Source organism: Azospirillum oleiclasticum, assembly GCF_013423485.1.
Classification (GTDB): domain Bacteria; phylum Pseudomonadota; class Alphaproteobacteria; order Azospirillales; family Azospirillaceae; genus Azospirillum; species Azospirillum oleiclasticum.
Genome location: NZ_JABFFR010000072.1, coordinates 1 through 23,402, shown reverse-complemented (window position 1 = coordinate 23,402; position 23,402 = coordinate 1). Strand labels below are relative to the sequence as shown.

Below are 23,402 nucleotides of genomic sequence, written 5' to 3'. Positions count from 1 at the left end.
GCTATGCTTTACTGTGTTTGGTTGATAATGGCGATACACGTTAAGCGGACAAAGCGAGAACGTGGCCGTTTCACGGGGCGTTGCGGCCGTCTCCCGGACCGGCCGCGCTTCCGTCACGCGCGCGCTTGAGGATCGCGGCCACAGTGTTCTTGCTGAGCCCCAGTTCCCGCCCGATCAGGCGGTAGCTGCGGCCTGCGGCGGCCAGCGCCAGCACCTTGGGCGCCAGCCGATCGGACTTCGGCCGCTGTCCCGGCTGTCGACCGAGCACCTTGCCGCGCGCCCGCGCCGCGGCAAGGCCGGACTTGACCCGCCAGGGCAATCGCTTGAACGGTCGCTTGACGGGGGACGGAAGAGAGGTGGGTTTGCGCGGGGCCGTGTCCATGATTCATAGGAGCCTTCCGCGACGGGGAGGCGATGATGGCTGGAGAGGAGCGGCGCTCGCTGGTTGATCATTTTTCGGCGTTGGAGGATCCACGGCAGTCCTGGAAGGTGGTGTACCCGTTGCCGGAGATCCTGCTGGTCGTGCTGTGCGGGACGTTGGCCGGGGCCAGCAACTTCGTCGAGATCGAGGAATGGGGCGAGGACCGGCTGGACTTCCTGCGCCGGTTCCTGCCGTACGAGCGGGGCATCGCCAGCCATGACACGCTCAACGATGTGCTGAACGCCGTGGACGGCGAGCTGTTCGCGGCGTGCTTCACCGCCTGGGTGGAGGGCCTGCGCGAGGGCGAGCCGGACATCGTCGCCATCGACGGCAAGACGTCGCGGCGCACCCACGCCCGCGCCAAGGGGCGCAATCCTCTGCATCTGGTCTCGGCCTGGGCCAGCCGCCAGCGTCTGGTGCTCGGACAGCAGGCGTGCGAGCAGAAATCCAACGAGATCACCGCCATTCCGCTGCTGCTGGAGCGTCTGGCGCTCAGCGGCGCGCTGGTGACCATCGACGCCATGGGCTGCCAGACCCGGATCGCCCGGACCATCCTGGAGCGCGGGGCCGACTACCTGTTGGCGGTCAAGGAGAACTGGCCGGCCCTGCATGGCGAGATCGAGCGGTACTTCGCCGACGCGCCGCCGACGGAGTTGGACACCATCGAAACCACCGACGGTGAGCACGGCCGCATCGAGGTGCGCCGCCATGCCGTCAGCCGCGAGGTGGCATGGCTGTCCTCCGACCGCCGCTTCCCCGGCGAGCCACGCTTTCCAGGCTTGGCGGCCATCGCCATGGTCGAAGCCGAGGTCGAGCGCAATGGCCAGGCCAGCCGCGAGCGACGCTACTTCCTGTCCTCCGCCCGCCTCGACGCGCGCCTCTTTGCCCACGCCGTGCGTTGCCACTGGCACGTGGAGAACCGCCTGCACTGGGTCATGGACGTCGTCTTCCACGACGACCTCTGCCGCCTGCGTTCCGGTTGCGGACCGCAGAACATGGCCATCGTCCGCCCCACACTTCTGCATGCTCTCCCGCGCTAGGCGCTCATTCGGGCACCTCAGCGCTGGTTGAGCTTTTCACCCCGCATGCGGGGTGAAAAGCTTGGCCCCGACCGAGCACCCGCCATGACGGCCAACAGCGCTTGCCAGCGAATGGCCACGGTGAGACCCGCCGCATGGCGCGTGTGGGTCGGCCGGGCTGGACCTTGACAACTCGTTTCATCGAAGATCCGGAGAATTTGGTTCAGGCAAGCGGATAGGTAAGGATGCGCTCCTCGGCCTTCTGCTCGATCTTCTGCGCCTTGATCCGCCAAACATAGACGCGGCGCAGCAGCGGTTCGGACAGGGCCAGGGCGGCGAGGACAAGGACGAGAGTTATGAGGACGGTGGTCATGCGGAGGCTCCCTCCCTGGTAGGCGGCAGCAGATCCGGCAGCGCGCCCGCCCACAGCCGGGCGATCTTGGGGTAGGCTGTGATGCGCGGATGCCCCACATCGCTGAAGTCCGCACGGAAGTCCTCCACCGCGGTGGAGGGCATGGCGGCGAACCAGTCGAACAGGGGCACCCCCTTTCGCGCGGCCACGGCCCGGATGATGTCGTTGCGCTCCAACAGGCGTCGATAGAATGTCTGCAGGCTCTCCACCGTCGGCTCCATGCGGCCCCACAGCGAGAACGGCCCCCAGGGCGACGCGCCGAGGAAGGGGGTGATCTCCTGCTCCACGACCTTCTCATTGAGAGCGGTGGGAATGGTGGCGAGAATGGGGTTGGGCAGCCGGTCGAGCCTCTCCTCAAGCCACGTCTCCACCTGGCTGTTGACCGGCCGTCCCTCGAAAGAGGGATGCCAGCCAGGGAACAGGATGTTGGCGTCGATCTTCAGGCGCCCCTGCATGGCGGCGGCACGGTCCAGGATGTTGTCGAGCGGGTCGCCCTCGATGCCGCCGTTGTGGAACTGCCAGCCCGGGATGGCGCCGTTCAGGCCGTACACCCATCCGCGCTCGTGAGCGAAGACCACGCTGTCGCCCCAGATGACCGCCTGCTTCAGGGTCGGATCCGGGTCCGACCCTTTCAGGCCCAGCCTGTTGGTATCGAACAGCACCATGCCGCCCAGGACGAAGGTGCGATTGGGGAAAAGCCCGGCACGACCGGGCAGCATGTAGAAGGACTGCCGGGAGGTGTACTCCTGGGACGGTGTGAACTCGATGACCTCGCGCATCAGGCAGATCCTTCCGGCTGCTTCTCGACCAGGAAGTCCTCGACCGCCAGACAGTCGATTCCGGAGGCATAGAAGGTCTTCAACGCATCGGACGGGCTGGACACCATCGGCTCGCCTTTCAGATTGAAGGAGGTGTTGGTGATCACGGGAACCCCGGTGATCTTCCGGAATTCGTCGATGATGCCGTAGAGATAGGCGTTCTGCGTCCGCGACACGGTCTGCACGCGGCTGGTCTGGTCGGCGTGGGTGACGGCGGCCGTCTTCTCGGGCTGAAGCGACGTGTGTGTGTAGAGCATGTAGGGGCTGGACGGCATGCCCAGCGTCTCGAAGTATTCGCCGTAATGCTCCTCCAGGACGACCGGGGCGAAGGGCCGGAACTCCTCGCGGAACTTGATCTTGGCGTTGAGGTGGTCCTTCATCTCCGGCCCGCGCGGGTCGGCCAGGATGCTGCGCGCGCCCAGCGCGCGGGGACCCCACTCGTCGCGCCCGTGGACGATGGCCACCACCTCTCCCCGGGCCAGCTTGGCCCCGATCTCGGCGGCGACGTCGGGGCTGCGCCGATAGGGGATGTCGTTCAGCTTGAACGTCATCTCCGTGGCGGCTTCGCTGTAGGACATGCCGAGATAGGGGGTGAAGGCGAAGCGCATGGTGTCGCGCCGGCCGCTGCCGCGCACGGCGGCGTCGAGCGCCACGCCCAGGGCCGTGCCGGCGTCGCCGGCAGCGGGATGGATGTGCGAGCGGATGCCGAGTTCGCGGATCATCCGGGCGTTGGCCGTACAGTTCAGCGCCACCCCGCCGGCGAAGCAGACGTCACGGATGCCGTATTCCTTGATCAGCGCCCGCAGCATGTTGGCCATCGCCACTTCCAGCGCCCGCTGCATGGACGCCGCCAGATTCTTGTGGGCCTGGGTCATCGGGTCGTCCCGGCGCGTGCGCGGGGGAATGCCGAGAAAGTCGATCAGACGCGGGTGATAGTGCCGCCCGCGGTCGGAAAAGGTGAAGAACGACGGGTCGAGGCTGAACGAGCCGTCCGTGGCCAGCCTCAGGATCGGGCCGACGATGCGGTCCAGGTACTCCGGCTCGCCATACGGGGCAAGGCCCATCACCTTGTATTCGCCCTCGTTCACCTCGAAGCCCAGGTATTGGGTGAACACCGAATAGAGCAGGCCCAGCGAATGCGGGAAGTGGATCGACTTTACCTTGGCCAGGCTGTTGCCCTCGCCCAGGTGGACCGCCGCCGTCTCGAATTCACCGATTCCGTCCAGGGTCACCACCAACGCGCGCTCGAACGGCGAGGTGTAAAAGGCGGACGCGGCGTGCGAGCGGTGATGCTCGGAAAAGGTCACCGGCCCCCGGTAATCGTAGTTGGCACGGATCTGCTGCTCGACGGGCCGCCGGTGATGCCAGAAATAAGGCGTGTGGACCGAGAACAGTTCCTTGGAATTGGGCCAGTCGTGCAGAATCTGGTGCCAAATCCGGTCGAATTTGACCTCGGGATTCTCATAGAACGCGATCTCGTCGAGCCCCTCGATCCGCAATTGCCCGACTTCCAGTGCGCGTGACAGTGCCAAGGTCGGGAATCGGCTGTCGTGCTTGTTGCGGCTGAGGCGCTCCTCCTGCATCGCGAAGACGATCCCGCCGCGATCCACGAGGGCGACGGCGGAGTCGTGATAATGACAGGAGATGCCGATGACCCGTTCCACCGGATGGGCTGGGGTCGGAGACGGAGGCGTCGCGCCGGCCGGCTGCCAACCGATCCTTCTGGAGGTCGCTTTGTGCAGCAGCGCGGCAGGGCCCAGCGCCCAATACAAGCTATCCAGCATTTGACCGCCCTGTCGAGGGTGATAGCCCGATTTCCCTATATCGCAAGAGCATGGGGGGCGTAAACGGCTGGTTGTTGCCGGCGGTGCGGGATGCCGGCAAAATGTCATTTGCCCTTCCCAATCCGATCATGAAGCGCGATTATCATTCAAGATAACCCTCTGGGACTGTCGCGGCGATCCGAAGATCTGGCCGATCCGCGTTGGCAAGAAGGGGCCTGTGCGGCGGATGGTCGATCTTTCGTAGGATTCCGTTTCCTGTCTTGCGCTGCTTGCGGATGGGAGGCGTAGCCTTCGTCGGCACAAGATTGTAGGAGGACGAAGAACGGTGTTTGAAGTCGAGGATTATCCGGATTTCCAGTCCTCCGAAGCGCTGTCGGAGTATCTTGTCCAACGCTTCGCGGTGGGGGTGAACGATCATCCACGGGTGGTCGCGCTGCGCGACTGGACGTTCCGGCTGTGCAGCGCTGTCGTGGAGTCGGATCTCGCCATCGACAACCGTGACGATGCCATGCGCAGCGACTGGTTCCTGGCCTACCGCGCGCTGCGCCGCGGCGAGGCGGGGACCTGGTGCGGCGGGGCATCGGGGATGTTCCACAGTTTTCTCCACGCCACGGGGCGGCGTAGCCTTTGCCTGAGGGCCGGGCTTGCGGACAACGCGGCGGTCACCCACACGATGACCGTGGTCAGGACCCGGCAGGGGGACGGGGCCGTGGACGTCCTGCACGATCCCTACTTCAACTATCACGTCACGGATTCCGACGGGCACCCGCTCGATTTGGTGGAGGCCCTCGGGCGGATCGCGGACGGGGAGGGCGTGACGGTTTCGGTGGGCGATACAACCAAGCGGATCATCTCCCATGCCCCGGTGTACGGCTGCTACGGCGCCGCCAACGCCCGCCCGCTGCACAGCGGCGACACCCTGTTCGACATCACCTTCTCGCTGGCGGATTTCTTCACGCTCAATCCCGCCTACCGGAAGCACTTCGCCGACGTCTGGCCCGGACACTGCGCGCGTCTGGGCGATGCGTGGCCCCTGCTCCTGCTGCTCCATCCGCTGGACGGCTACGGTTTCGAGCCTTACGCCGGGAACCTCCTGACGGCGCTGAGGAAGCGGGCGGCCATCCTGCGCGCCGCCGCGACCGCCGGCAGGGGGACTCCAGGGCGGACATCCTGGAGTCCCCGGCCTGATCACCCCTCCGCGGCGCCGACGAACCAGCCGGTGGGATCACCGTCGTCGGGGACTTCGCCGGGGGTGGCGAGCCGCTCGTAGATGGCGGCGTAGGCGATGCCGTCGATGGTGCCGGGGAAGCGGTCGCCGGCGAGCTGGAGGGTGAGGGAGGCGATGGGCCGGCGCCCGCCACGCCGGGCGTCGGCGTCGATGTAGCCGGCCATCGTCACCTGGACCGCCCTCTGCGGCCGGGCGATGTCGATGGCGTGGATGTGCCAGTAGGTGGCGTCGATTCCGAAATCGGTGGGGATGGCCTTCACGAGCGCCATGGGAAAACTCCTCAATTGTAGAGCGGGAGGCGGTAGACGGTGCCGTTGACCGACACGCTCCACCACAGGGCGGGAGCGGCGGGAGGGGCGGCGGCGGCCCCGGCGGTGCCCACGGCGGTGCCGGTGGTCTGCCCGGCGAAGCGGACGACGGCGGTGCCCTTGTTGGAGAGGGAGAGCGGCACGTTGGCGTCGGCCCCCTGGGCGCCCAGGGTCGGAGCGCCGCCGAGCGCCGCCCCGGAGGCCTGCACCCAGTTGCCCGCCGAGGCGGTGTGCACCACCCGGAACTGTGTGTTGCCGGGGTTGGTCCCGGTGGTGAAGAAGTGGCTGCCCCCTCCCTTGGTGACGAACACCTGCGAAACGTCGGGATCGGAGCCCAGCGCGTATTGCAGGATGGCGTTGCCGGTCGGCCGGGCGTCGAAGCGCCAGTAGTTGGCCGGCACGCCGCCGGTCGGGGCCACCTCGAACAGCGGAGCGCCCCCTCCGTTGGCCAGGATCCGGCACGCGCCGGTCCCCTTGAGGACGAGCGACAGCCCGACGGCGGCGTCCGGCCCGTCCGCGGCGATCGCCGGCGTCGCCCCGGCCGCCGCCTTGAGGGTCGCCGTTCCGGTGAGGACCGGGTTGTCCCGCAGGGCGTACGGCGTGAGGTCGATGGGCGGGGCGGTGATCAGGCTGAGGGTGTGGCGGGCGGTCATGGCGTCACCCGTAGAAGGCCAGGGACACGGTGCAGGCCGCCGGCGCCACCAGTCCCAGCACCGTCACCCTGGCGATCCACCGGGCCGCCGGGGCAAGCTCCGGGGCGTCGCCACCGGTGTCATCGTCAACCGGAAGGGCGGCCGGAGCGCCGTAGCGCACCCAGAACGGGCCGGTGGAGGCGAACAGGACGGTCTGCGCCCCGGCCGGCACGGCGATGGTCTTGGGAACCCCGGCGTTCAGGGTCACCGCGTAGCGCATGGTGGAGGGGTCGAGCACATCGCTCGGCGTCCCCATGGCGTCCTTGTAGCTTCGAAAGCTGCGCATATCCGTCTCCTCGTCAGGCCTGCCGGGCATGAAAAAAACCGCCGCGGCTGGGCCGGGCGGTGGCGGGCATGGCTGTTCCGTTGATCCTGGCCGGATAGCAGATTTTCGTCGCATCATCAAGATAATTTTCCTATTATGCGATTGTGTGGCGGGTTCGATCCGCTGGAACGACGAGATCGCGCCGGCACATATGCCAACTAAGGGATGTAGTTTCCCGATATCTTATCAGTCTGAGATGAACAACATCCGGCCGCATGCCGAATGCGGTCCCGTAAACTGCATATTGATAACCATATTTTTTTTGGACGGCACATTTCTTAAAATTTTATAACTAGGAACCTTGCAGAATGAGACGCCTTCAGCTCATGCTTTAAAGGATATGCCCGCAACCAAAACTTCATGCAAAAAAATGGTTCCAAATATTAGATTAAGTCGAAATTCCCAGAAAAATCGGAAGCCAAACCTTAATTGACACCCGATGGTTATATGAGATAAGGGTGGCTGGTAGCTGAAGCTACTCTTTTGTTCATTTGCGGAGCGAATGATATGCGGATATGCGTCGTTGGGCTTGGCAAGTTGGGCTCCCCCCTCGCGGCAGTACTTGCCAGCAAGGGACATGATGTGATCGGCATCGACCTCAATCCGACGTTTGTCGATGCCATCAACGCCGGCATCGCCCCTGTGGAGGAGCCGGGGCTCCAGGCCATGATCTCGGCAAACCGCGAACGGCTGTCGGCGACAACGGACTGGGCCACAGCCATGAAGGACGCCGAGGCCACCTTCATGATCGTGCCTACGCCCAGCGGCTCCGACGGGACGTTCGTCAACACCTTCGTCCTCCAAGCGATCGAACGCCTGGGCGCGGAACTGCGCCGGCACGACCGCTATCATCTGGTCGTGGTCAGCAGCACGGTCATGCCGGGTTCGACCGGCGGCCCCATCCGCGAGGCGCTGGAAGCCGCCTCCGGGCGCACGCTGGGGGATCGGCTCGGGCTGTGCTACAATCCCGAATTCATCGCGCTCGGCAATGTCCTGCACGGCCTCCTGTGCCCCGACTTCGTGCTGATCGGCGAATCGGATGCGCGCGCCGGCGCGATGCTGGAGGAACTCTACAAGGGTGTGTGCCACCCGGCGGCCTCCATCGCCCGCATGAACTTCGTCAACGCCGAACTGACCAAGATCTCGCTCAACACCTACGTCACGACGAAGATCTCCTTCGCCAACATGCTGGCGGAAATCTGCGACCGCCTGCCCGGGGCCGACGTGGACGTGGTGACCGACGCCATCGGACGCGACACCCGGGTCGGCAGGAAGTACCTGCGCGGCGCGCTCGGCTTCGCCGGTCCGTGCTTCCCGCGCGACACCATCGCCTTCTCCAGGATGGCCCGCACGGTCGGCATTGCCGCCGACATCGCCGAGGCCACCGACGCCATCAACCTGCGCCAGATCGACCGCCTGTTCCGGATCGTCTCCGCCGGGGCCGGACCCGGCGACGGGGTGGTCGTGCTGGGTCTCGCCTACAAGCCGGACACCCCGGTCATCGAGCAGTCGCAGAGCGTGGCCCTGGTGCAGCGGCTGGTGAAGGCCGGCCACCGCGTCACGGTCTACGATCCGGCGGCGATGCCGCCCGTGCGCGCCATGATGGGTGATTCCATCGCCTACGCGGACGGCGTAGAGGACGCCGTGAAAGGGGCCGCGGTGGTGGTGGTGGCGACTGCGTGGGACGAGTTTCGGGCCCTGAGCCCGCAGGCCCTGGAGCCCGCCGACGGCGGTCGGCCGGTCGTCGTCGACTGCTGGCGCATCCTGCCGCGGGACGCCTTCGCAGACGTTGCGGACATTCTCTACCTCGGCCGCAACACGGATCAGGGCAGTGCCCATCGTACACCGGCGCGGGCTCTGGAAATGGCCGACTGACGCGGCTTCCGAGAACTCATGTCAAGTCCAGCCCGGCGGGCAGGCGTCCAAGGCATCGACGCCTGCCCGCCTCAGCCGGTTCCACCCCTGAAACGCCGAAACCGGAACACCCGCGCATGGTGACGTTCTTGGCCATCGCCCTGGCCCAGCTCAACCCGACGGCTGGCGATCTCGCGGGCAACGCCGAACGGCTGCGCGACGCCTGGCAGGCGGCGGCCGAGCAGGGGGCGGGCCGAACACAAGCGCCGCCAAGCGCCGCCGGGTGTCAAGCTCACGCGCCGCGCCTTCGGGAAGGAGCGGCGCTACCCCATCACCAACGCCTTCAACCCGACGACGCCCGAGTGATCCCGGTTTCTTTGTGGAGCTGCGCATGTCCTTCGAAAATATTGCCATCCAGCAGGTCGCCGAGTATTGGAACCGGCGTCCCTGCAACATCCGCCATTCGACGAAGGAACTGGGCACGCGTGAGTACTTCGACGAGGTGGAGGCGCGCAAGTACAAGGTGGAGCCGCACATTCCGAGCTTCGCCGACTTCGCGCGCTGGAAGGGCAAGCGGGTGCTGGAGGTCGGCTGCGGCATTGGGACGGACACCACCAACTTCGCTCGCGCCGGCGCGCAGGTGACCGCCGTCGATCTGTCGGCGGAGTCGATGGCCGTGGCCAAGCGGCGCGTCGAGGTGTTCGGCCTTGCCGACCGCGTGCGTTTCTTCAACGGCAACGCGGAGGAGCTGGACCGCCTGCTGCCGGCCGGTGAGACCTACGATCTGATCTATTCCTTCGGTGTGCTGCACCACACGCCCCATCCCGACCAAGCCTTCGCCAAGCTGCGCTCCTTTCTGGCTCCGGGCGGCGAGCTGCGGGTGATGGTCTACAACAAGTTTTCCTGGAAGGTTCTGTGGATCCTGCTCAGCTACGGCAAGGGCCGGTTCTGGGATCTCGACCGGCTGATCGCCACCCATTCCGAAGCCCAGACCGGCTGCCCGGTCACCTATGCCTACAGCCGACGGACGGGACGCGAGCTTTTGGAGCGGCACGGCTTCAAGGTGACGGAGGTGTTCGCCGATCATATCTTCCCTTACCGGATCCCGGACTATGTCCAGTACCGGTATGTGAAGGAATGGTACTTCCGCTGGATGCCGGAATCGCTGTTCCGACGCCTGGAACGGGCCTTCGGCTGGCATCTCTGCCTGATCGCCGAAGGAACCTGATCGCCGGGCCACCCGATCCCCGCCGCTTCCGTAAAGGCAACGAACCGAGCCATGCCGGCACACAAAGACGTCTACCTGTCCGTTGTGGCCACCTCCCGTAACGACAACCACGGCGGCGACATGCTGCTGCGGATGACGCACTTCGTCCACAGCCTGCATGACCAGGCCAACCTGTTCCAGTTGCCGATCGAGCTGATCCTGGTCGAATGGAACCCTCCGGCCGACCGTCCCCTGTTCTCGGAACTCGACATCTGGCCCGGCTCCGACGACTACTTCACCTTCCGCATCATCACGGTGGATGCCGACCATCACGCCCGGTTCCCCTATTCCTCGCGGATTCCCCTGTTCCAGTATCTGGCGAAGAACATCGGGATTCGCCGGGCGACGGGACGGTTCGTGCTGGCGACCAACATCGACATCATCCTGTCCGACACGCTGTTCGAGGTTCTGGCGCGCCGGTCGTTGCGCGCCGGCTACCATTACCGGCTGGACCGCTGGGACGTCGATTTCTCGGACGTCCCGCCCCTTGTGCCGCACGAGGAGCGGCAGAGGATGTGCGTGGAGAACGTCAAGTTCATCGCCCATCGCTTCGGCGCGCTGTACCCCAAACCCCCTTCTCCCGGTCTTTCCCCGGCTGACGGCCTCGCACAGCTCGCCAATGAACTGCAAGCAGTCATCGACGAGCGTTGGGAAAGCCTGCTTTTGTACAGCCCATACATCTTCCAGTACCACCCAATGCACTTCAACGGGTGTGGCGATTTCGCCCTCTTCGCAACCGAGGATTGGTTTCGTTTGAGGGGATACCTTGAGGAGCCGATCCATTCCTGGCATACGGACTCCATTTTCCTCATCCAGGCACAGGAAGCCGGCATCGTGGAGCTGTTCACGGGGCTACACCGGCCAGCCTACCACATCTCGCATGATGCGGGGTGGGCCGCCGCTCCGCTGGCCCGTCACCCCAGCACCGACTTCGTTTTCACCCGGGAGGAGGGAGAGAACGGCACCGGGCGCGTGCGCATCGACCCGCGCTACGTCGCCCGCATCGGCGATGCCGATCTGGCCGCCTATGTCGATCATGTGCGCGGCATGGGAGCCTTCGCCCTGAACGGTGAGGATTGGGGGGCACCCCACACCGCTTTCCAGGAGCGGGTACAGTGACGGCCCCGTCCGGCGCCCCGGCACTCGGCTTCGTGGTCGCCGCCATCGACGAGGATCCGGCCGATACCGCCCGGCGGCTGGAGCAGCTTGCGGCGACCCTCGCCCGGCAGGCCGCCGCCGCCCGGCAACGGGCCGAACTCGTGATCGTCCACTGGATGCCGCGCGCCACCGTGGCGGCGCCGGCGCCGACCGGCGCGCTCGACCGGTTGGACATCGTGGTCGGCCCTACCGACATCCCGCCCCAACCCTTTCCAAGCTACGCCGAACTGCACGGCCGGCGCGCCCAGAACATCGGGCTGCGCCGCTCCACGGCCTCCGTCCTGGCCGTTCTCGGACCGGATGCGGTCCCGAGCGACGCCCTGTTCGCGCGGCTCGCCCACGCCGCCCTCCGGTATCCCGCCCTCCTCGTCGCCCCGGAATGGCGGCTCGACGGCTTTCGGGAGGGTATGAGCGGCGCCCTTGGGGACATCGACCTGGGAACCTTGCAGCACATCCATTGGGTGCTGGGGGGGACGCCGGTGTCGGCCGGCAACGCCGCCCACGGCAACCTCCGCCCGCTGTGGCGGCTCGCCGCCACAGCCCTGGTGCGCCATCGCGTTCGGCCCCGGAGCGAGCGGCGGTTTCCCGTACTGTGCCGCCCGGGAGCGCCGGCCGACGCGCTGCCTGCGGAGGACGCGGAGGCCCTGGGCCATGCCGTGACGGGTCATTTCCTGGCGGCTTCCCGCGAGGTATGGATGCGGTTGCGGGGCCTGCCGGAATTGCTGGCGCGCGACCACGCGCTGGGCGCGCTTTTGGCCATCCAGGCCCGGGCCAACGGCATCGCCACCCGCACGCTGGGCTTCAAGGCGCCCGTACTGCGCTTGGCCGCCACGGAGGAGCGGGCCGTCCTGCGCGAGAACACCGATCCCGGGGGTGAGCTTCCGATGCGGCTCAGCTTCACGCCGTACGAAGTCGCCGGTTTCGGGCCCGCACACCTTCCCTACGCGGCCGAGGCGTTCCGGATGGACACCTGCAGCCCGCTGGCCATCAATGCGCTTGGCTGGGGCTTCGCCGACCAGCCCCTGACCGTCCACAGGACCCCCGCCCTGACATCGACCGCACCGACGGGCCGCTCCTGACGCCTTTCGTCCCATCCTCCGCCTGTGAGCCTGTCGAGAAGCATCGCCATGAAGATCGCGCTCCTGAATATGTGGAAGAGGTCGGCTGAAAAGCAGGCGGTGGCCTCCATCCGCATGGCGGCAGAAACCCTTGGCGTGGATATCGTCGAGTGCTCGAACTCCGATGAGATGATTAATGAAAATCCTGATTTCGTTCTGGCAATGTCCAGTAATCAGGCGAAACTGATCGACATCCCTTTTTATTCGATCGTGCATGAGGCGCCCCGGCACTTCCTTGAAAATCCGGCCTTTCTTGAAAATCTGCTGAGCTGTGACGGGCATTTTGCGATTTCCGACAGCATCAGAGATTTTCTTGGCCTCATTCTGCGTGGGGTGGGTCGGAAAGCGGGTATCGGATTTTATTACAACACGGCGCACAGCCGGTCATGGTCCGACGGGATCGATTTCGCCCAGGCCCGCCTGACCTATTTCGGGATGAACTGGGACAACCGGATGCACAGCTTCTTCCGGGAGCTCTCCCGCGAGCGGGACGTGCGGATCTTCGGCCCTCCGGAGTACTGGCAGCACATCGAACCCGGAGCCTATGGCGGCATGCTGCCGTTCGACGGCGACTCCGTCATCGAGACCTACCGGCGCAGCGGCGTCGGGCTGGCGATCTTCTCCGCCCGCCATCTGGCCGAGGAGGTCGTCTCGAACCGCATCTTCGAGATTTCCTCGGCCGGCGCGCTGTGCATCGTGCATCGCATGGGCTGGATCGAGCGCGCCTTCGGCGACTCCTTCCTCTACATCGACCAGAACTCCCAGCCGCGCAGCCTGGTCGCCCAGATTCGGGCCCATCTCGACTGGGTCCGTGCCCACCCGCAGGGCGCGGCCGCCAAGGCGGCGGCGGCCAACGCCATATTCCGGCGCGACTTCTCCATGGAGGTCCTGCTGGGCAAGGTGCTGGACCAGCACCGCGCCTGGACCGGGCGGGGCACGGCCGTCCGTTCCGGACCGACCGTCGCCGTCCGCGTGGAGGTCGATACCCCGGAAGAGGCGTTGCGGACCGTCGACAGCTTGGCCCGCCAGAGCTGGCCGAACCTGGGTCTCGTCCTGAGCGACGGTCATGGCGTTGCGCCCAGGACCGTGACCCTGCGCCATCCAGGCCGATTCCGCTGGGTCACGGCGGCCGGCCCGGGGCTGGACTGGCTGAAGGACGTCAAGGCGGACTTTCTGGTCGTGGCCGATGGCCGCTGCGACCTGTTCCGCGAACACATCGAAAGCCTCCTGGCCGCCCATCAGCGGGCGGTGTCCGGCGCACCGCCGGTGTTCGCCTATTCGGGCGAGGTCCGGGCTTTTGCCGAACCGTTCCAGCTTCACGACGACATCGTCGAGACCCGGCGCGCCAATCTGATCCCCATGCCCGAGGACTCCGGCGCGCTGCTGTCCTGGCTGGACGGCTTCGCGCCAGCCCGCCTGCTCATCCCGCTCGCCGTGCTGCGCCCGGCGGCGGAGGCGGTGGAAGCCCTGGGCGGGCTGTCCTCCGGCGAGGCGCTGGTGATCGAGCTGCTGCTGCGCGCCCAGCCGGCGTTCAGCTTCCGCGCGTCCGTGCTGACCCGGCAGGCCGGGTCTCCGGCCGAGCAGGCGGCCGAGGCCGAGCGCCGGCGGGCGCGGATGCGCCGGTTGGTCTGGCGGCTGGCCGGAGCCACGCTGCCGCCACGCCCGCACCTGATCGGCCCGGCCCGGCTGAGCGGGTTCGTGCCGGACCTCTACCCGAAGGAGATGGACGTCATCCGCAGCGCCGCGGGTATCGAGTACCTGATTCCGGCCACCTTCGACGTCGGCTTCGACTACCGCGACGGCGGGCTCGTCCTGCCCATGACGCTGGACCTGGAGAGGGCCATGCTGAGCGGCGAAAGGGTGGGGGAGGGCGATCTACCCATCGTCCTGCGCGTCCCGAACACGCCCTGGGCCTACGCCGCGGACATCCCGTTGTCGCTGCCGCCGGTGCGCGAGAACCTTGCGATCCGCATCGCCGCCGAGATCGGAGAGGGGCAGGTCGGCTTCGGACTGCTGTACGGCAACGGCAGCAACTTCGCTTACCGCACCTTCGCCGCGGCTGACAGTGTGCCGGCCGTCATCCACATCCCGGTGATCGGCCAGCACGCGGAGTCGCGTCTGGTCATCTCCAACGATGGCGCCGGGCGTCCGGCCACGCTCACCATCACGGCGATCACCCTCATCGGCCCGGCCGAAACGGTGGGCGCGCTGCTGCACCGCTGGGCGCTGGAGGCGGATCGGGAACCGATGCTGGTGCCGGTCGGCCACGCTCCCGGAATCGACTATCTGGCCCGTCCGCCATCGGCGGGGATGGCGGTCGACGTGATCGAGCCGCCGCAGTTCCTGGGCCGCCCGTTGCCGCTGGCGATCGAGATCCCGGTAATGCCCTGGAGCTACGCCGCCACCATCCGCCTGACCCCGCCCGCCCCGCCATCGCCCAAGGCCCTGCTGTGCATTGACGCCACCATCAGCGGCCTCGCGGACATCGCGGTCCTGGATCGGAACGATGCGGACATCTTTTGCAGCCGCATCCTGCGTGGCAACGGTCGCAGGGTGCGGGTGTATCTGCCGTGGCACCTGGGGGCGCCGAGCATCCTGCTCCTCATCCGCAACGGCGGCACGGAACAGGCCGGCTTCGTGCTGCTGGAGGGTATCCGGCTCGCCGATGCCGAAAGCCCCGCCACCGGAACGTCCACCGGCGAGGCACCGGCGGCCGGGGCGGACGCCTTCGGGATCGGGATGCCCCCGTCGCCCGACCCCGGCGCAGGGGAGACCTGGGTGGACGGGGGAAGCGGGGAAGGCAGCACCGGCGAGGGGCCGGCCGGCCCCCCCGGCGGCGACGCGCCGATCCAGCCGGACTGGCAGCGGATGCCGCGCACCCACCGCTTGCGAGTGACCGACATGCAGACGGCGGAAGCCGGCTCCGCCAAAGCCCCGCTGGTGGTCCTGCGGGGCGGCGCGGACCCGGCGCAGGCGTGGCTGTCGGCGAAGGGTGCCCGGCTGGGGCAGGGCACGCCCTATCCGATCCTCCTGCGTCCCGCCCCCCATTTGCATGCCGTCGCCCTACGCCTTCCCCTCGCCCTGACCGCGATCGGACGCGTCGCGTTGCACCTCCGCCTGTGGGTTGCCGTCGGCGCGATCGAGGTGGCCTTCTTCGATACGCGCCGGGGTCGGATGACCGTGTCCGCCGCCGTGGGAGCCTCGGCCGACACCCATCTGGTGTGCGTCACCGTACCGGAGGGCGCGAACGACCTCGTGCTGCGCAACGGCGCGGCGGGCGCCTCGGAGTCCCTGCTGGAAGACATCCGGGTTCTGGGCGATCCGGCTCTGGCCACCCACGACATCGCCCATGTCCCCGATCTGGCGGCCGGCCCGCCCCCGCCGGTCCTGGTCGATTGGAGGAACGCCTCCCAGACCGTCCCGCACACGGCCGACGGCATGCTGACCGGTCCCTTCGAGATCCTGACCCCGACGATCTCCTGGGCGTACGCTTTCCAGGTACCCCTGGTGCGGGCCTCCGACTGGCCTTGCGTCCTGCTCCAGATCGAGGCCGAGGTGCGCAAGGGGATCGCCGGATTCGGCGTCGCTCACCGGAGCGGCGAGCGATTCCTCTTCCGTACGCACCGGCAAGCCCTGCCCGACCGGCAGATCCTGTCACTTCCTCTGCGCACGGTGGACATGGGCAATCTGGTGATCCAGAACAGCTATCAGCCGGGAGCAACGGAGGTGACCGTCCACGCGGTGCGCGTGGTGCCGGCCTGGGACGTGCTGGAACACCTCAATCTGCCGGACGGCGACATCACCGAGCGGGGGATGAGGTACGACCGCGCGCTCCATGGCCGCTCCATCATCCTCGACCAGCAGATCGCGCTGCCGCACGGGCCCTACACTCTTCTCGTCAGCTTTTCCGAGATCCAGACGCACCGGCAGAATGCGGCGTCGCTGGCGGTGGAGGTGCTGCATTCGCAGCGCGGCCCGCTGCTGTGGCGGGATCTCGCCGGCCGCTCCGGCTGGGCCGAGCCGTTCCGTTTCGACCTCCACCACGACGCCGGCGAGAGCACGCCGGACGCGCCCACGCCGACCCTGCGGATCCGTCTGACCCATCTGGGCAACGCCGACATCCTCCTGCACGACTGCCTGCTGGTGGCGGGAAAGCCCGGCGTGGTCACACCCCCCTTCCCCACGGGCGAGATCAGCGTCCTCAACCGGCTCGCCATGAACGACTGCAGCCTTCAGACCCAGAAAGGCATCCGGGTGAATGCGTCGGATCGGCCGGGCGGCATCCTGCACGGTCCCCTGCCGACCCTGCCCGAGGGCCGCTACCGCTTCCGGGTCAAGGGACGCATGTACGGTCGCGCGGCCCCCGGCTCGGGGCTGGTGGTCCGGATCCTCCGGGACCAGCACGAGGCCCCCCTCGCCGCCACCCCCGTCACCCCGGTGGAAAAGCTGAACACGGGACGGCTGTCGATCGACTTCGACGTGCCGGACGACAGCGGTCCGCTTTGCGTGGAAATCCTGCATCTGGGTGGGGTCGCTCTGCACATCCACGATGTGGTTCTCGACATCCTCGGCCGCGCGGCCTGGGTTCTGGATCATGAGGACACGCGGTGACCAAGCGGGCCGGATGGCGGCTTGGCCCTATACCTTCCCTGGCTTCTCTTCTCTTGAAATTGGGCTGATTCGGAAAGGTGCCTTATGAACACTGTCATTCTTGTTGCTGGTGCCGGAGGGTTCATCGGTGGACATCTGGTCAAGACGCTGCTTGAGCGCTCCCTTCCGGTGCGCGGGGTGGACATGAAGCCCCTGACGGAATGGTACCAGGTCCATCCCGGAGCCGAGAACCTCGTGCTCGATCTCGCCGGGATCGACGCCTGCCGGATCGCCACGAAGGGGGTGAGGGAGATCTTCAATCTCGCCGCCGACATGGGCGGAATGGGGTTCATCGAGAACAACAAGGCCCTGTGCATGCTCTCCGTGCTCATCAACACGCACCTGTTGATGGCCGCCCGGGAAAGCGGTGCGCAGCGCTTCTTCTTCTCGTCCTCGGCCTGCGTCTATCCCGATTACCGGCAGCGCGACGCCGACATTCCCGGCTTGAAGGAGTCGGATGCCTATCCGGCGATGCCCGAGGACGGCTATGGCTGGGAGAAGCTGTTCAGCGAGCGCATGTGCCGCCATTTCCGCGAGGATTTCGGCCTTGTGACCCGGGCGGCCCGCTATCATAACGTGTATGGTCCGCATGGCACCTGGGACGGCGGCCGAGAGAAGGCGCCCGCCGCCATTTGCCGCAAGGTGGCTCAGGCCGTCCTGTCAGGCCGCCACGAGATCGAGATCTGGGGCGACGGCGAGCAGACCCGCAGCTTCATGTACATCGACGATTGCCTGGAGGGCTCGCTCCGGCTGATGCACAGCGACTGCGAGGAGCCATTGAACGTGGGCAGCGACGAGATGGTCTCGATCAACCAGCTCGTCGACATCGTCGAGGACATCGCCGGCGTGAAGCTCCGGCGCGCCTACAAGCTGGACGCCCCCAAGGGGGTGAGAGGCCGCAACAGCGACAACGACCTGATCAAGGCAAGGCTTGGATGGGCGCCGTCCATCACATTGCGCGACGGTCTGGCCAAGACTTACGCATGGGTCTACGAGCAGGTGGCCGCCCAGAAAAGCTCCTGATGCAGGAGGAGCCCCCCTGTCCCTGCGGCGCAGGGGGGCTCCCGCCCTATTCTCACGCCCACGGAAAATCCGAGGATCGTCCCGCAATGTTCACCATTCTGATGCACAACGCACGTGGGACGAAAAGCGATGGTCATCAGAAATGCCTCGCCCTCGGCCTGAACTGCCTTGCCGCACTCCTCGGCCGGGACTCCGATGAAATCATCTTCATCGACGACGATTCCGGCGCCAACGGCACCCCGACGATCGAACTGATCGGCGATACGCTGACGAACCGGGTGAAATCCGCCCTCAAGATCTTCGCGCCCTTGTCCCCCGGAAAAGCGTCGTCTCAAAGGGGGGCTGACCGGCTGGGGCTAGGAAAGCTGCTCAATCACTGTGTGGAGAAGAGCAACCCGGACAACCGTCATATCCTGTACATGGCCCCCGGCTCCTTCCTTTTTCCGCTGACCGGCGCCACGGACATCGGCGCGGCTCTCGACAGTGTCGAGGAGGCCGCGCATCCGATGGGCGGGTACCACCTATTTCCTGGCTTCAACCTGCCGGCGTTTCTGTGGGAAGCGGCCGACCGGCGCGATCCGGAGGCGCTGTTCGCCGCCATCCGGCACATCGGCGGGCGGATGGCGGACGGCGCTTGGCAAGGGCATCGGATCGACGATGTGCGGCACGCACCGGCGACGGGCGTCTTCGTCCACCGCACCCTGTTGCAGGATGTGGGTGGCTTCTGGGAAACGGAGATCCCGGACAGCTGCGTGATCCCCAACCTGATGAAAAGGTTGCAGCTCACCGGCAGGCCCTACAGCGGGATCGAGGGAAGCTTCGTGACCTTCGAGTGCCGATCACCCCTCCCTGCCGGGGGCCCGGCCGCCATGCCCGACGCCGCGGATCTGATCCGTTGGATCGATGGCCCGACCGTCCCAGGCCAGCCTCGGAGGGACCGCCCGGCAGCCCGGCTTTACAACATGTTTCCTCCCGGTGCCGGCGCCGCGGCGCGCCTGTCGTCGGCCCTGTCGAAAAAGGAGAACGGAGAAGAGGGTGCACCCACCCTGCTCCGCTTCGGGCAGGCCGAAGACCGCAACCTTCTCCACCTCGCCGACCTTCTCGCCCACTGCGGAAGGGCCACCACCGTCGGCTACGTCGGCGCCAATCCGGACACCCTCCGTGGCCTTCTGGCTCTGGCCCCGCTGACGGGCGGCGATATGGCGATCCGCTACGACCTCGCCCTCATCACGCAGCCCGCAGAGGGCGCCATTCCCTCCACCATCCAGGACATCGCCAGGGAGGCGTCCTTCCTCGTCATCGACGCCTCCGGCCCCGGCCAGCCCGACGCCGAAACCGAGTTGACCATCAAGGGGCGCTTCCTGACCTGGCTGCGCCTCGAGACCGACGCCATCCTGGCCAACCGGATCGGCATCTCCGGCCGGAGAGATGTGGTCTATCTCGGGAATCCCTACACCTCCCTCGGCTACATGATCCGCAGCCGCGTCGTCCGGCTGCAATCCGAACCCGCCTTTTACCGGGGACGGGCGGCCTGCCCCGCCCTCGACGGGCCGGGCTGCGGTCCAACCGAACTGTCGGCCTCGATCGATGCCCATATCGCCCTGGAGTTCATCCAGAAACTGGGCGATGCCCTGGATCCCAAGAGCCATGTGCAAGAATACGCCAACTGGATCGGACCTCCGATTCTGGAGAAGATCCGGCAGACTTGGCGGGCCAACGAGGACACCGGGAAGGCCCAGTGGTGGCAGAGCATCCTGGCACTGACCGAAAGCGTGTCGCCTCGCGGTCAAGCGGTCGCCCGCTGGTCGCTGACAACCGAGACGCACCCGGAAAACACCCTGACAAAGCTTGCGTCGAGCCATGACTGGAACGATCCGGAGTGGTTCGTGACCGCCACCGATCTCATGCGGCTGCCGGAGAGCGTCAACTTCCACCTGCGTCACCGGAACTCCTGGGCGCTGGTCCAGGCCGCCTATGCCTTGCAGACCCTGGGCTGTCTGCACCGCGAGACGACCGGCGCCTGCATCGTGCAGTCCCCGCACAAGAGCTACGCGGGCCTGGGTTCGCGCCTTGGCCATCTGTCCATCGTCGATGTTCCAGCCGGGCCGATCACCCGGCAGATCGTCGAGGAACGCTGGGGAACCCTGTCCCCGGACTTCCTGTCCGACCGCATCACCCTGTGCGCCCCGGCGGACCTGCTCCATTCCGGAACCGACGGCACGCTCGACTTCCTCCTCATCGGACCCGGCCTGATCGACGGCGCCTCCTTCCAGGAGACGCACGTCAACCTGTTTCAAAGCCTTACGCGGCCCCTGCGGAAGGGAGGCACCCTGATTCTGATCCTGGATGTCTGCCTGCACGGTGCATATCCCAATGCCCCCACCATCGATTTCTTCCTGGGATCCGCCGAGGCGGAAGCCTGGGCCGGGAACCTTGGTCTGATGCAGATCGGCACACCGCAGCGCGCCTTCGACGAAGAAACGCTGTACGGCTACGTCCGGCTGGAGAATCTCGGCCGGCAGATGCCCGAATTCGTCGTCGATGTGGAGCAAGATCTCATTACTTCGTTTGTTGCGGTCTTCCGCAAGGAAGACCATGCACCGGAACGGAACGGCCCGCGGTCAGTGCCTGTTTAGGAGCAATACCGTGTCGTTAAGGAGTGCCTTGAACATTGCGATACTTGGGCCGAATGCTGGGACGTTGGCAGTCCACGCATCGATTGAAGGCGTTTGGATTGAGGGCGTGTCGGCAGCAGTAGTCGGCTCGCGACAGGCCGCTGGCGCACCACGCCCTGACATGGTGGCGGTTCGGTGTCGCGGCGTGCCGATCTGCCGTGGTTGTCGGCGGTTCGGGCGTCTTGGGAAGGGAGGCTGGCGTTGCGGGCCGGCGGGCGGTAGGACGTGGATGTGGTCGTTCTATGGCGCGCCCCCTTGATCTCGGCGAAGACGGTTTCCGCCTCCCCATGATACAGCGCGGCCAGTTTGCCGGCGGGGGCGGCGTCGGGATCGAGCAGCGTGGTCATGAGCCGGTACACTGGCTCGGCCCCCGGCACGCCATCGAGCCGGTAGTCGATGACCCGGATCGGCACGCCTCCGTCCCGGCGACGGCGATGCGGAAAGCATGCAGAACCCCTGGGTGGTCCGGATAGCCGTGCGGGGCGAAGGTCGGCGCTTGTATGACCTCCACTCATCGGGCCGCCTCCTGATAGGATGGTTGGCCTGATGGCCGGGAGAGGGTCGCCGCGTCGCGCTCGAAGTGGTGTCTTCGGGGTCATCATAGAATCTGATACCGTTGGCGAAATCGGCGGGCTTGGTCAGGCCGGCCTGAGCGTGGCGAACCGGGAGATGCGGGTTCTGGCGAACGGCACGTCGCGGAACCATGCGTCGAGGCGCACGACATTGATCGCTGCCGCGGTTGCGACGTGTTGAAGATGTGTCTTCGCGAGACCGATATAGCGGGCGCGCCGCAGGCCGGCCAAGCGGATGGTCTGCGCCAGACATCCCTCGATGCCGGCCCGCTTGCCGTAGAGCGCCTGCCACTCCCCCGTTTGCTCTCGCTGGCGGTGATCCTTGATGATCTCATGCCGTCCGCCGGCGCGCAGAGTGACCTCGCGTGGCGCTGTCTTCGACCGTGTGCATCGCGCCCGTTCGGCACAAGCCCGGCACGTCGGGCCAGGAAAGCTGACGTGCACCACCTCGGTGCCCCAGAGATCGCGCGACGGATTCCAGTCCGCGTTGCGATGGCCCTGCGGGCAGGTCACAGTGTGTGCTTCCCAGTCCACATTGAAAGCCGACACGTCATAGGCCCCGTCCGTCCGGGCTTGCCAACTCACGTTGGGCCGCAGCGGGCCGACCAACTCGATCCCCGCCTTCCGGCCGGCGAGCACCAGCCCGGCATCGATGTAGCCGCCATCGACCAGATGGACAGCGGGCGCGAGCCCCGTGACGACCGTCGCGTCCTGGATCGCCGTCGTCATAGCGACGTCGGCCACGTTGGCGGGCGTCGTCGCGACGTGCACGATCACATGGGGCTGGTCCTCGTCGCAGGTTTCGGTGAGGTGCGCCTTGTACCCGCTCCAGGTCAGGCTGCGCTTGTTGCCGAAGCGGGCCTCGGTGTCGTAGGGCCCGTCGAACCGGTGGGTGACCGGCGGAAGCTCGGTGCGGTCGCGCAATGCAACCCGCCCATCGCAATCACGGTAGAAATGATGCACCCAGGCCCGTCGAAGGATTTCCATGGTGGGCACGCGGTTCAGGCCGGCCGGCGCAGTGTCCGCCCAGAGCGCGTCGAGCAGCCGGTGGCCATCGGCCCCAATCACCGCGGCGAAGTCCCGGCGGGCCATCTCCCCACGTGGCAGGCGGTACTGTTCGAAGCGCTTGGCATAGCGCTCGTACCACTCCGGCGCGGCGATGCTCGTCACCCAGTCCGGTGCTGCCGTGGCTGCGGCGTTCAATGCGGCCCGCAGGGTTTCACCCAGGCTTTCCAGGCGGTTGAGCGCTCGGACCGAGGCCAGCACATGCGTGCTGTCGGTGCGCTGGCGCCCGCGTGGTCGAACCAGCCCGCGCGCCCGCAAGCGCCCGAGCAACGCGTCCAGCAGCAGGCTCTCGGCAGCGCCGGTGACCAGGCGCGATCGAAACTCGCTGAGGACGGAGAAGTCGAAGCCGGCGTCCTCCAGTTCCAGGCCGAGGGCATATTTCCAATCGATGCGGCCGCGCACGGCCTCGGCGGCTTGGCGGTCGGACAGGCCCTCGGCAAATTGCAGCACGGTGACCAGCGCCAGCCGCCACGGCGCCAGGCCGGGCTGACCGCGCGACGGGAACAGCTCGGCGAACGCGCTGTCCTCGAACAGGCCGCCGAGATCGTCACGCACGCGGAGGGCGGTGTTGCCCTTCGGAAAGGCGGCTTTGGCGACTTGCGCGGTGCGCTCCGGCACCGGCCCGATCGGCTCCGGCTTCAGGCACATGGTGGTCCCTCCTTCCCAGGATGGACCCCGAACAGCAACACCAGCCGCGCCGTCACAGGCCCTCGCCGATTTCGCCAACGGTATCAGATTCTACGATGACCCCTCTTCGGCAATGAGATTGGCGCCCTCGCCCGGTGCTTTTTGCCCGGACTGTATCCGGCGGTGTCGCGGCGAGGGGGCGGATGACCGCCCTGATCGGGGCGGTCATCCGCGCATGGACAAGCAGGGGCACGAGCACCGGCTCCGAGGCTTCCGGCCCATCCGCACGGGAGGCGCCATGCAGTTCGTCGGCATCGACATCGCGTCGGAAACCCACGTCTTCGCCATCCTCCGGGTCAAGCCATAGAACGGGCAGGATTATACGC

At 66.8% G+C, this 23,402-nt stretch carries 17 protein-coding genes and 1 pseudogene; 9 read left to right on the top strand and 9 right to left on the bottom strand.

Annotated elements, in window-relative coordinates:
• Window positions 1–70: 70 nt before the first annotated feature.
• Window positions 71–382 carry a hypothetical protein gene (locus HL658_RS35690; RefSeq protein WP_425485409.1) on the bottom strand — a complete coding sequence of 104 codons (312 nt, stop codon included), beginning with the start codon at window positions 380–382 and terminating at the stop codon, window positions 71–73.
• A 35-nt stretch (window positions 383–417) separates the two neighbouring features.
• On the opposite strand from HL658_RS35690, the pseudogene HL658_RS35685 reads away from it, so the two are divergent.
• Window positions 418–1,431 (top strand): annotated as a pseudogene (locus HL658_RS35685) (ISAs1 family transposase); the annotation flags it as partial.
• Window positions 1,432–1,663: 232 nt separating this feature from the next.
• Here the strand turns inward: HL658_RS35685 and HL658_RS35680 are convergent.
• From HL658_RS35680 to HL658_RS35670, 3 genes are read right to left on the bottom strand one after another with little or no spacing between them, the layout of a single operon-like run.
• The gene (locus HL658_RS35680) at window positions 1,664–1,813 is read right to left on the bottom strand and encodes a hypothetical protein (RefSeq protein ID WP_180286883.1); all 150 of its coding nucleotides are present in this window, start codon (window positions 1,811–1,813) and stop codon (window positions 1,664–1,666) included.
• Entirely contained in the window at window positions 1,810–2,631 is an 822-nt protein-coding gene (locus HL658_RS35675; protein ID WP_180286884.1) for an SGNH/GDSL hydrolase family protein, read from the bottom strand. Before HL658_RS35675 ends, HL658_RS35680 begins: the two co-directional genes overlap by 4 nt.
• Window positions 2,631–4,334: a carbamoyltransferase N-terminal domain-containing protein gene (locus tag HL658_RS35670; RefSeq protein ID WP_180286885.1), complete on the bottom strand. Its 1,704-nt coding sequence runs from the start codon at window positions 4,332–4,334 to the stop codon at window positions 2,631–2,633. The genes HL658_RS35675 and HL658_RS35670 overlap by 1 nt, the downstream gene beginning before the upstream one ends.
• 445 nt (window positions 4,335–4,779) lie before the next feature.
• On the opposite strand from HL658_RS35670, the gene HL658_RS35665 reads away from it, so the two are divergent.
• Window positions 4,780–5,724: a hypothetical protein gene (locus HL658_RS35665; RefSeq protein ID WP_180286886.1), complete on the top strand. Its 945-nt coding sequence runs from the start codon at window positions 4,780–4,782 to the stop codon at window positions 5,722–5,724.
• Here the strand turns inward: HL658_RS35665 and HL658_RS35660 are convergent.
• From HL658_RS35660 to HL658_RS35650, 3 genes are read right to left on the bottom strand one after another with little or no spacing between them, the layout of a single operon-like run.
• On the bottom strand, window positions 5,643–5,951 hold the full coding sequence (locus HL658_RS35660) for a hypothetical protein (RefSeq protein WP_180286887.1): 309 nt from the start codon (window positions 5,949–5,951) through the stop codon (window positions 5,643–5,645). The two genes, HL658_RS35665 and HL658_RS35660, sit on opposite strands and share 82 nt — an antisense overlap.
• A gap of 11 nt (window positions 5,952–5,962) precedes the next feature.
• A complete protein-coding gene (locus HL658_RS35655; protein WP_180286888.1) occupies window positions 5,963–6,643 on the bottom strand; it encodes a hypothetical protein in 681 nt (226 codons plus the stop codon).
• Window positions 6,644–6,647: 4 nt separating this feature from the next.
• Complete coding sequence (locus tag HL658_RS35650; protein ID WP_246338303.1) at window positions 6,648–6,968, bottom strand: NAD/NADP transhydrogenase alpha subunit-like protein; 321 nt, start codon at window positions 6,966–6,968, stop codon at window positions 6,648–6,650.
• 546 nt (window positions 6,969–7,514) lie between these two features.
• Between HL658_RS35650 and HL658_RS35645 the strand changes: the two genes are divergently transcribed.
• From HL658_RS35645 to HL658_RS35615, 7 genes are all read left to right on the top strand, one after another.
• Window positions 7,515–8,882, top strand: a complete 1,368-nt coding sequence (locus HL658_RS35645) for a UDP-glucose dehydrogenase family protein (protein WP_180286889.1) — start codon at window positions 7,515–7,517, stop codon at window positions 8,880–8,882.
• A 370-nt stretch (window positions 8,883–9,252) separates the two neighbouring features.
• On the top strand, window positions 9,253–10,089 hold the full coding sequence (locus HL658_RS35640; RefSeq protein WP_180286890.1) for a class I SAM-dependent methyltransferase: 837 nt from the start codon (window positions 9,253–9,255) through the stop codon (window positions 10,087–10,089).
• Between the two features lie 120 nt (window positions 10,090–10,209).
• Window positions 10,210–11,247, top strand: a complete 1,038-nt coding sequence (locus HL658_RS35635; protein ID WP_180286891.1) for a hypothetical protein — start codon at window positions 10,210–10,212, stop codon at window positions 11,245–11,247.
• Window positions 11,244–12,365, top strand: coding sequence for a glycosyltransferase family 2 protein (locus HL658_RS35630; protein WP_180286892.1), 1,122 nt, complete (start codon window positions 11,244–11,246; stop codon window positions 12,363–12,365). Before HL658_RS35635 ends, HL658_RS35630 begins: the two co-directional genes overlap by 4 nt.
• A 492-nt stretch (window positions 12,366–12,857) precedes the next feature.
• A complete protein-coding gene (locus HL658_RS35625) occupies window positions 12,858–17,015 on the top strand; it encodes a glycosyltransferase family protein (RefSeq protein ID WP_180286893.1) in 4,158 nt (1,385 codons plus the stop codon).
• 84 nt (window positions 17,016–17,099) lie between these two features.
• Window positions 17,100–18,077 (top strand): NAD-dependent epimerase/dehydratase family protein, encoded by a 978-nt coding sequence (locus HL658_RS35620; protein ID WP_180286894.1) that lies wholly within the window; start codon window positions 17,100–17,102, stop codon window positions 18,075–18,077.
• Between the two features lie 86 nt (window positions 18,078–18,163).
• The gene (locus HL658_RS35615; protein WP_180286895.1) at window positions 18,164–20,713 is read left to right on the top strand and encodes a hypothetical protein; all 2,550 of its coding nucleotides are present in this window, start codon (window positions 18,164–18,166) and stop codon (window positions 20,711–20,713) included.
• Window positions 20,714–21,390: 677 nt separating this feature from the next.
• Here HL658_RS35615 and HL658_RS35610 read toward each other — a convergent pair.
• Both HL658_RS35610 and HL658_RS36765 read right to left on the bottom strand, forming a co-directional pair.
• Complete coding sequence (locus HL658_RS35610) at window positions 21,391–23,037, bottom strand: IS1182 family transposase (protein ID WP_180286896.1); 1,647 nt, start codon at window positions 23,035–23,037, stop codon at window positions 21,391–21,393.
• 52 nt (window positions 23,038–23,089) lie between these two features.
• Window positions 23,090–23,402, bottom strand: a 313-nt coding sequence (locus tag HL658_RS36765) for a hypothetical protein (protein WP_211109935.1), incomplete at its 5' end; no start/stop codon positions are given.

Excerpts from the sequence above, each read along its gene's own strand:
- HL658_RS35680 (WP_180286883.1), bottom strand. The coding sequence starts at position 1,813 with ATGACCACCGTCCTCATAACTCTCGTCCTTGTCCTCGCCGCCCTGGCC.
- HL658_RS35675 (WP_180286884.1), bottom strand. The coding sequence starts at position 2,631 with ATGCGCGAGGTCATCGAGTTCACACCGTCCCAGGAGTACACCTCCCGG.
- HL658_RS35645 (WP_180286889.1), top strand. The coding sequence starts at position 7,515 with ATGCGGATATGCGTCGTTGGGCTTGGCAAGTTGGGCTCCCCCCTCGCG.
- HL658_RS35625 (WP_180286893.1), top strand. The coding sequence starts at position 12,858 with ATGCACAGCTTCTTCCGGGAGCTCTCCCGCGAGCGGGACGTGCGGATC.
- HL658_RS35610 (WP_180286896.1), bottom strand. The coding sequence starts at position 23,037 with ATGTGCCTGAAGCCGGAGCCGATCGGGCCGGTGCCGGAGCGCACCGCG.
- HL658_RS35650 (WP_246338303.1), bottom strand. The coding sequence starts at position 6,968 with ATGCGCAGCTTTCGAAGCTACAAGGACGCCATGGGGACGCCGAGCGAT.
- HL658_RS35690 (WP_425485409.1), bottom strand. The coding sequence starts at position 382 with ATGGACACGGCCCCGCGCAAACCCACCTCTCTTCCGTCCCCCGTCAAG.
- HL658_RS35655 (WP_180286888.1), bottom strand. The coding sequence starts at position 6,643 with ATGACCGCCCGCCACACCCTCAGCCTGATCACCGCCCCGCCCATCGAC.
- HL658_RS35660 (WP_180286887.1), bottom strand. The coding sequence starts at position 5,951 with ATGGCGCTCGTGAAGGCCATCCCCACCGATTTCGGAATCGACGCCACC.
- HL658_RS35640 (WP_180286890.1), top strand. The coding sequence starts at position 9,253 with ATGTCCTTCGAAAATATTGCCATCCAGCAGGTCGCCGAGTATTGGAAC.
- HL658_RS35620 (WP_180286894.1), top strand. The coding sequence starts at position 17,100 with ATGAACACTGTCATTCTTGTTGCTGGTGCCGGAGGGTTCATCGGTGGA.
- HL658_RS35615 (WP_180286895.1), top strand. The coding sequence starts at position 18,164 with ATGTTCACCATTCTGATGCACAACGCACGTGGGACGAAAAGCGATGGT.
- HL658_RS35635 (WP_180286891.1), top strand. The coding sequence starts at position 10,210 with ATGCTGCTGCGGATGACGCACTTCGTCCACAGCCTGCATGACCAGGCC.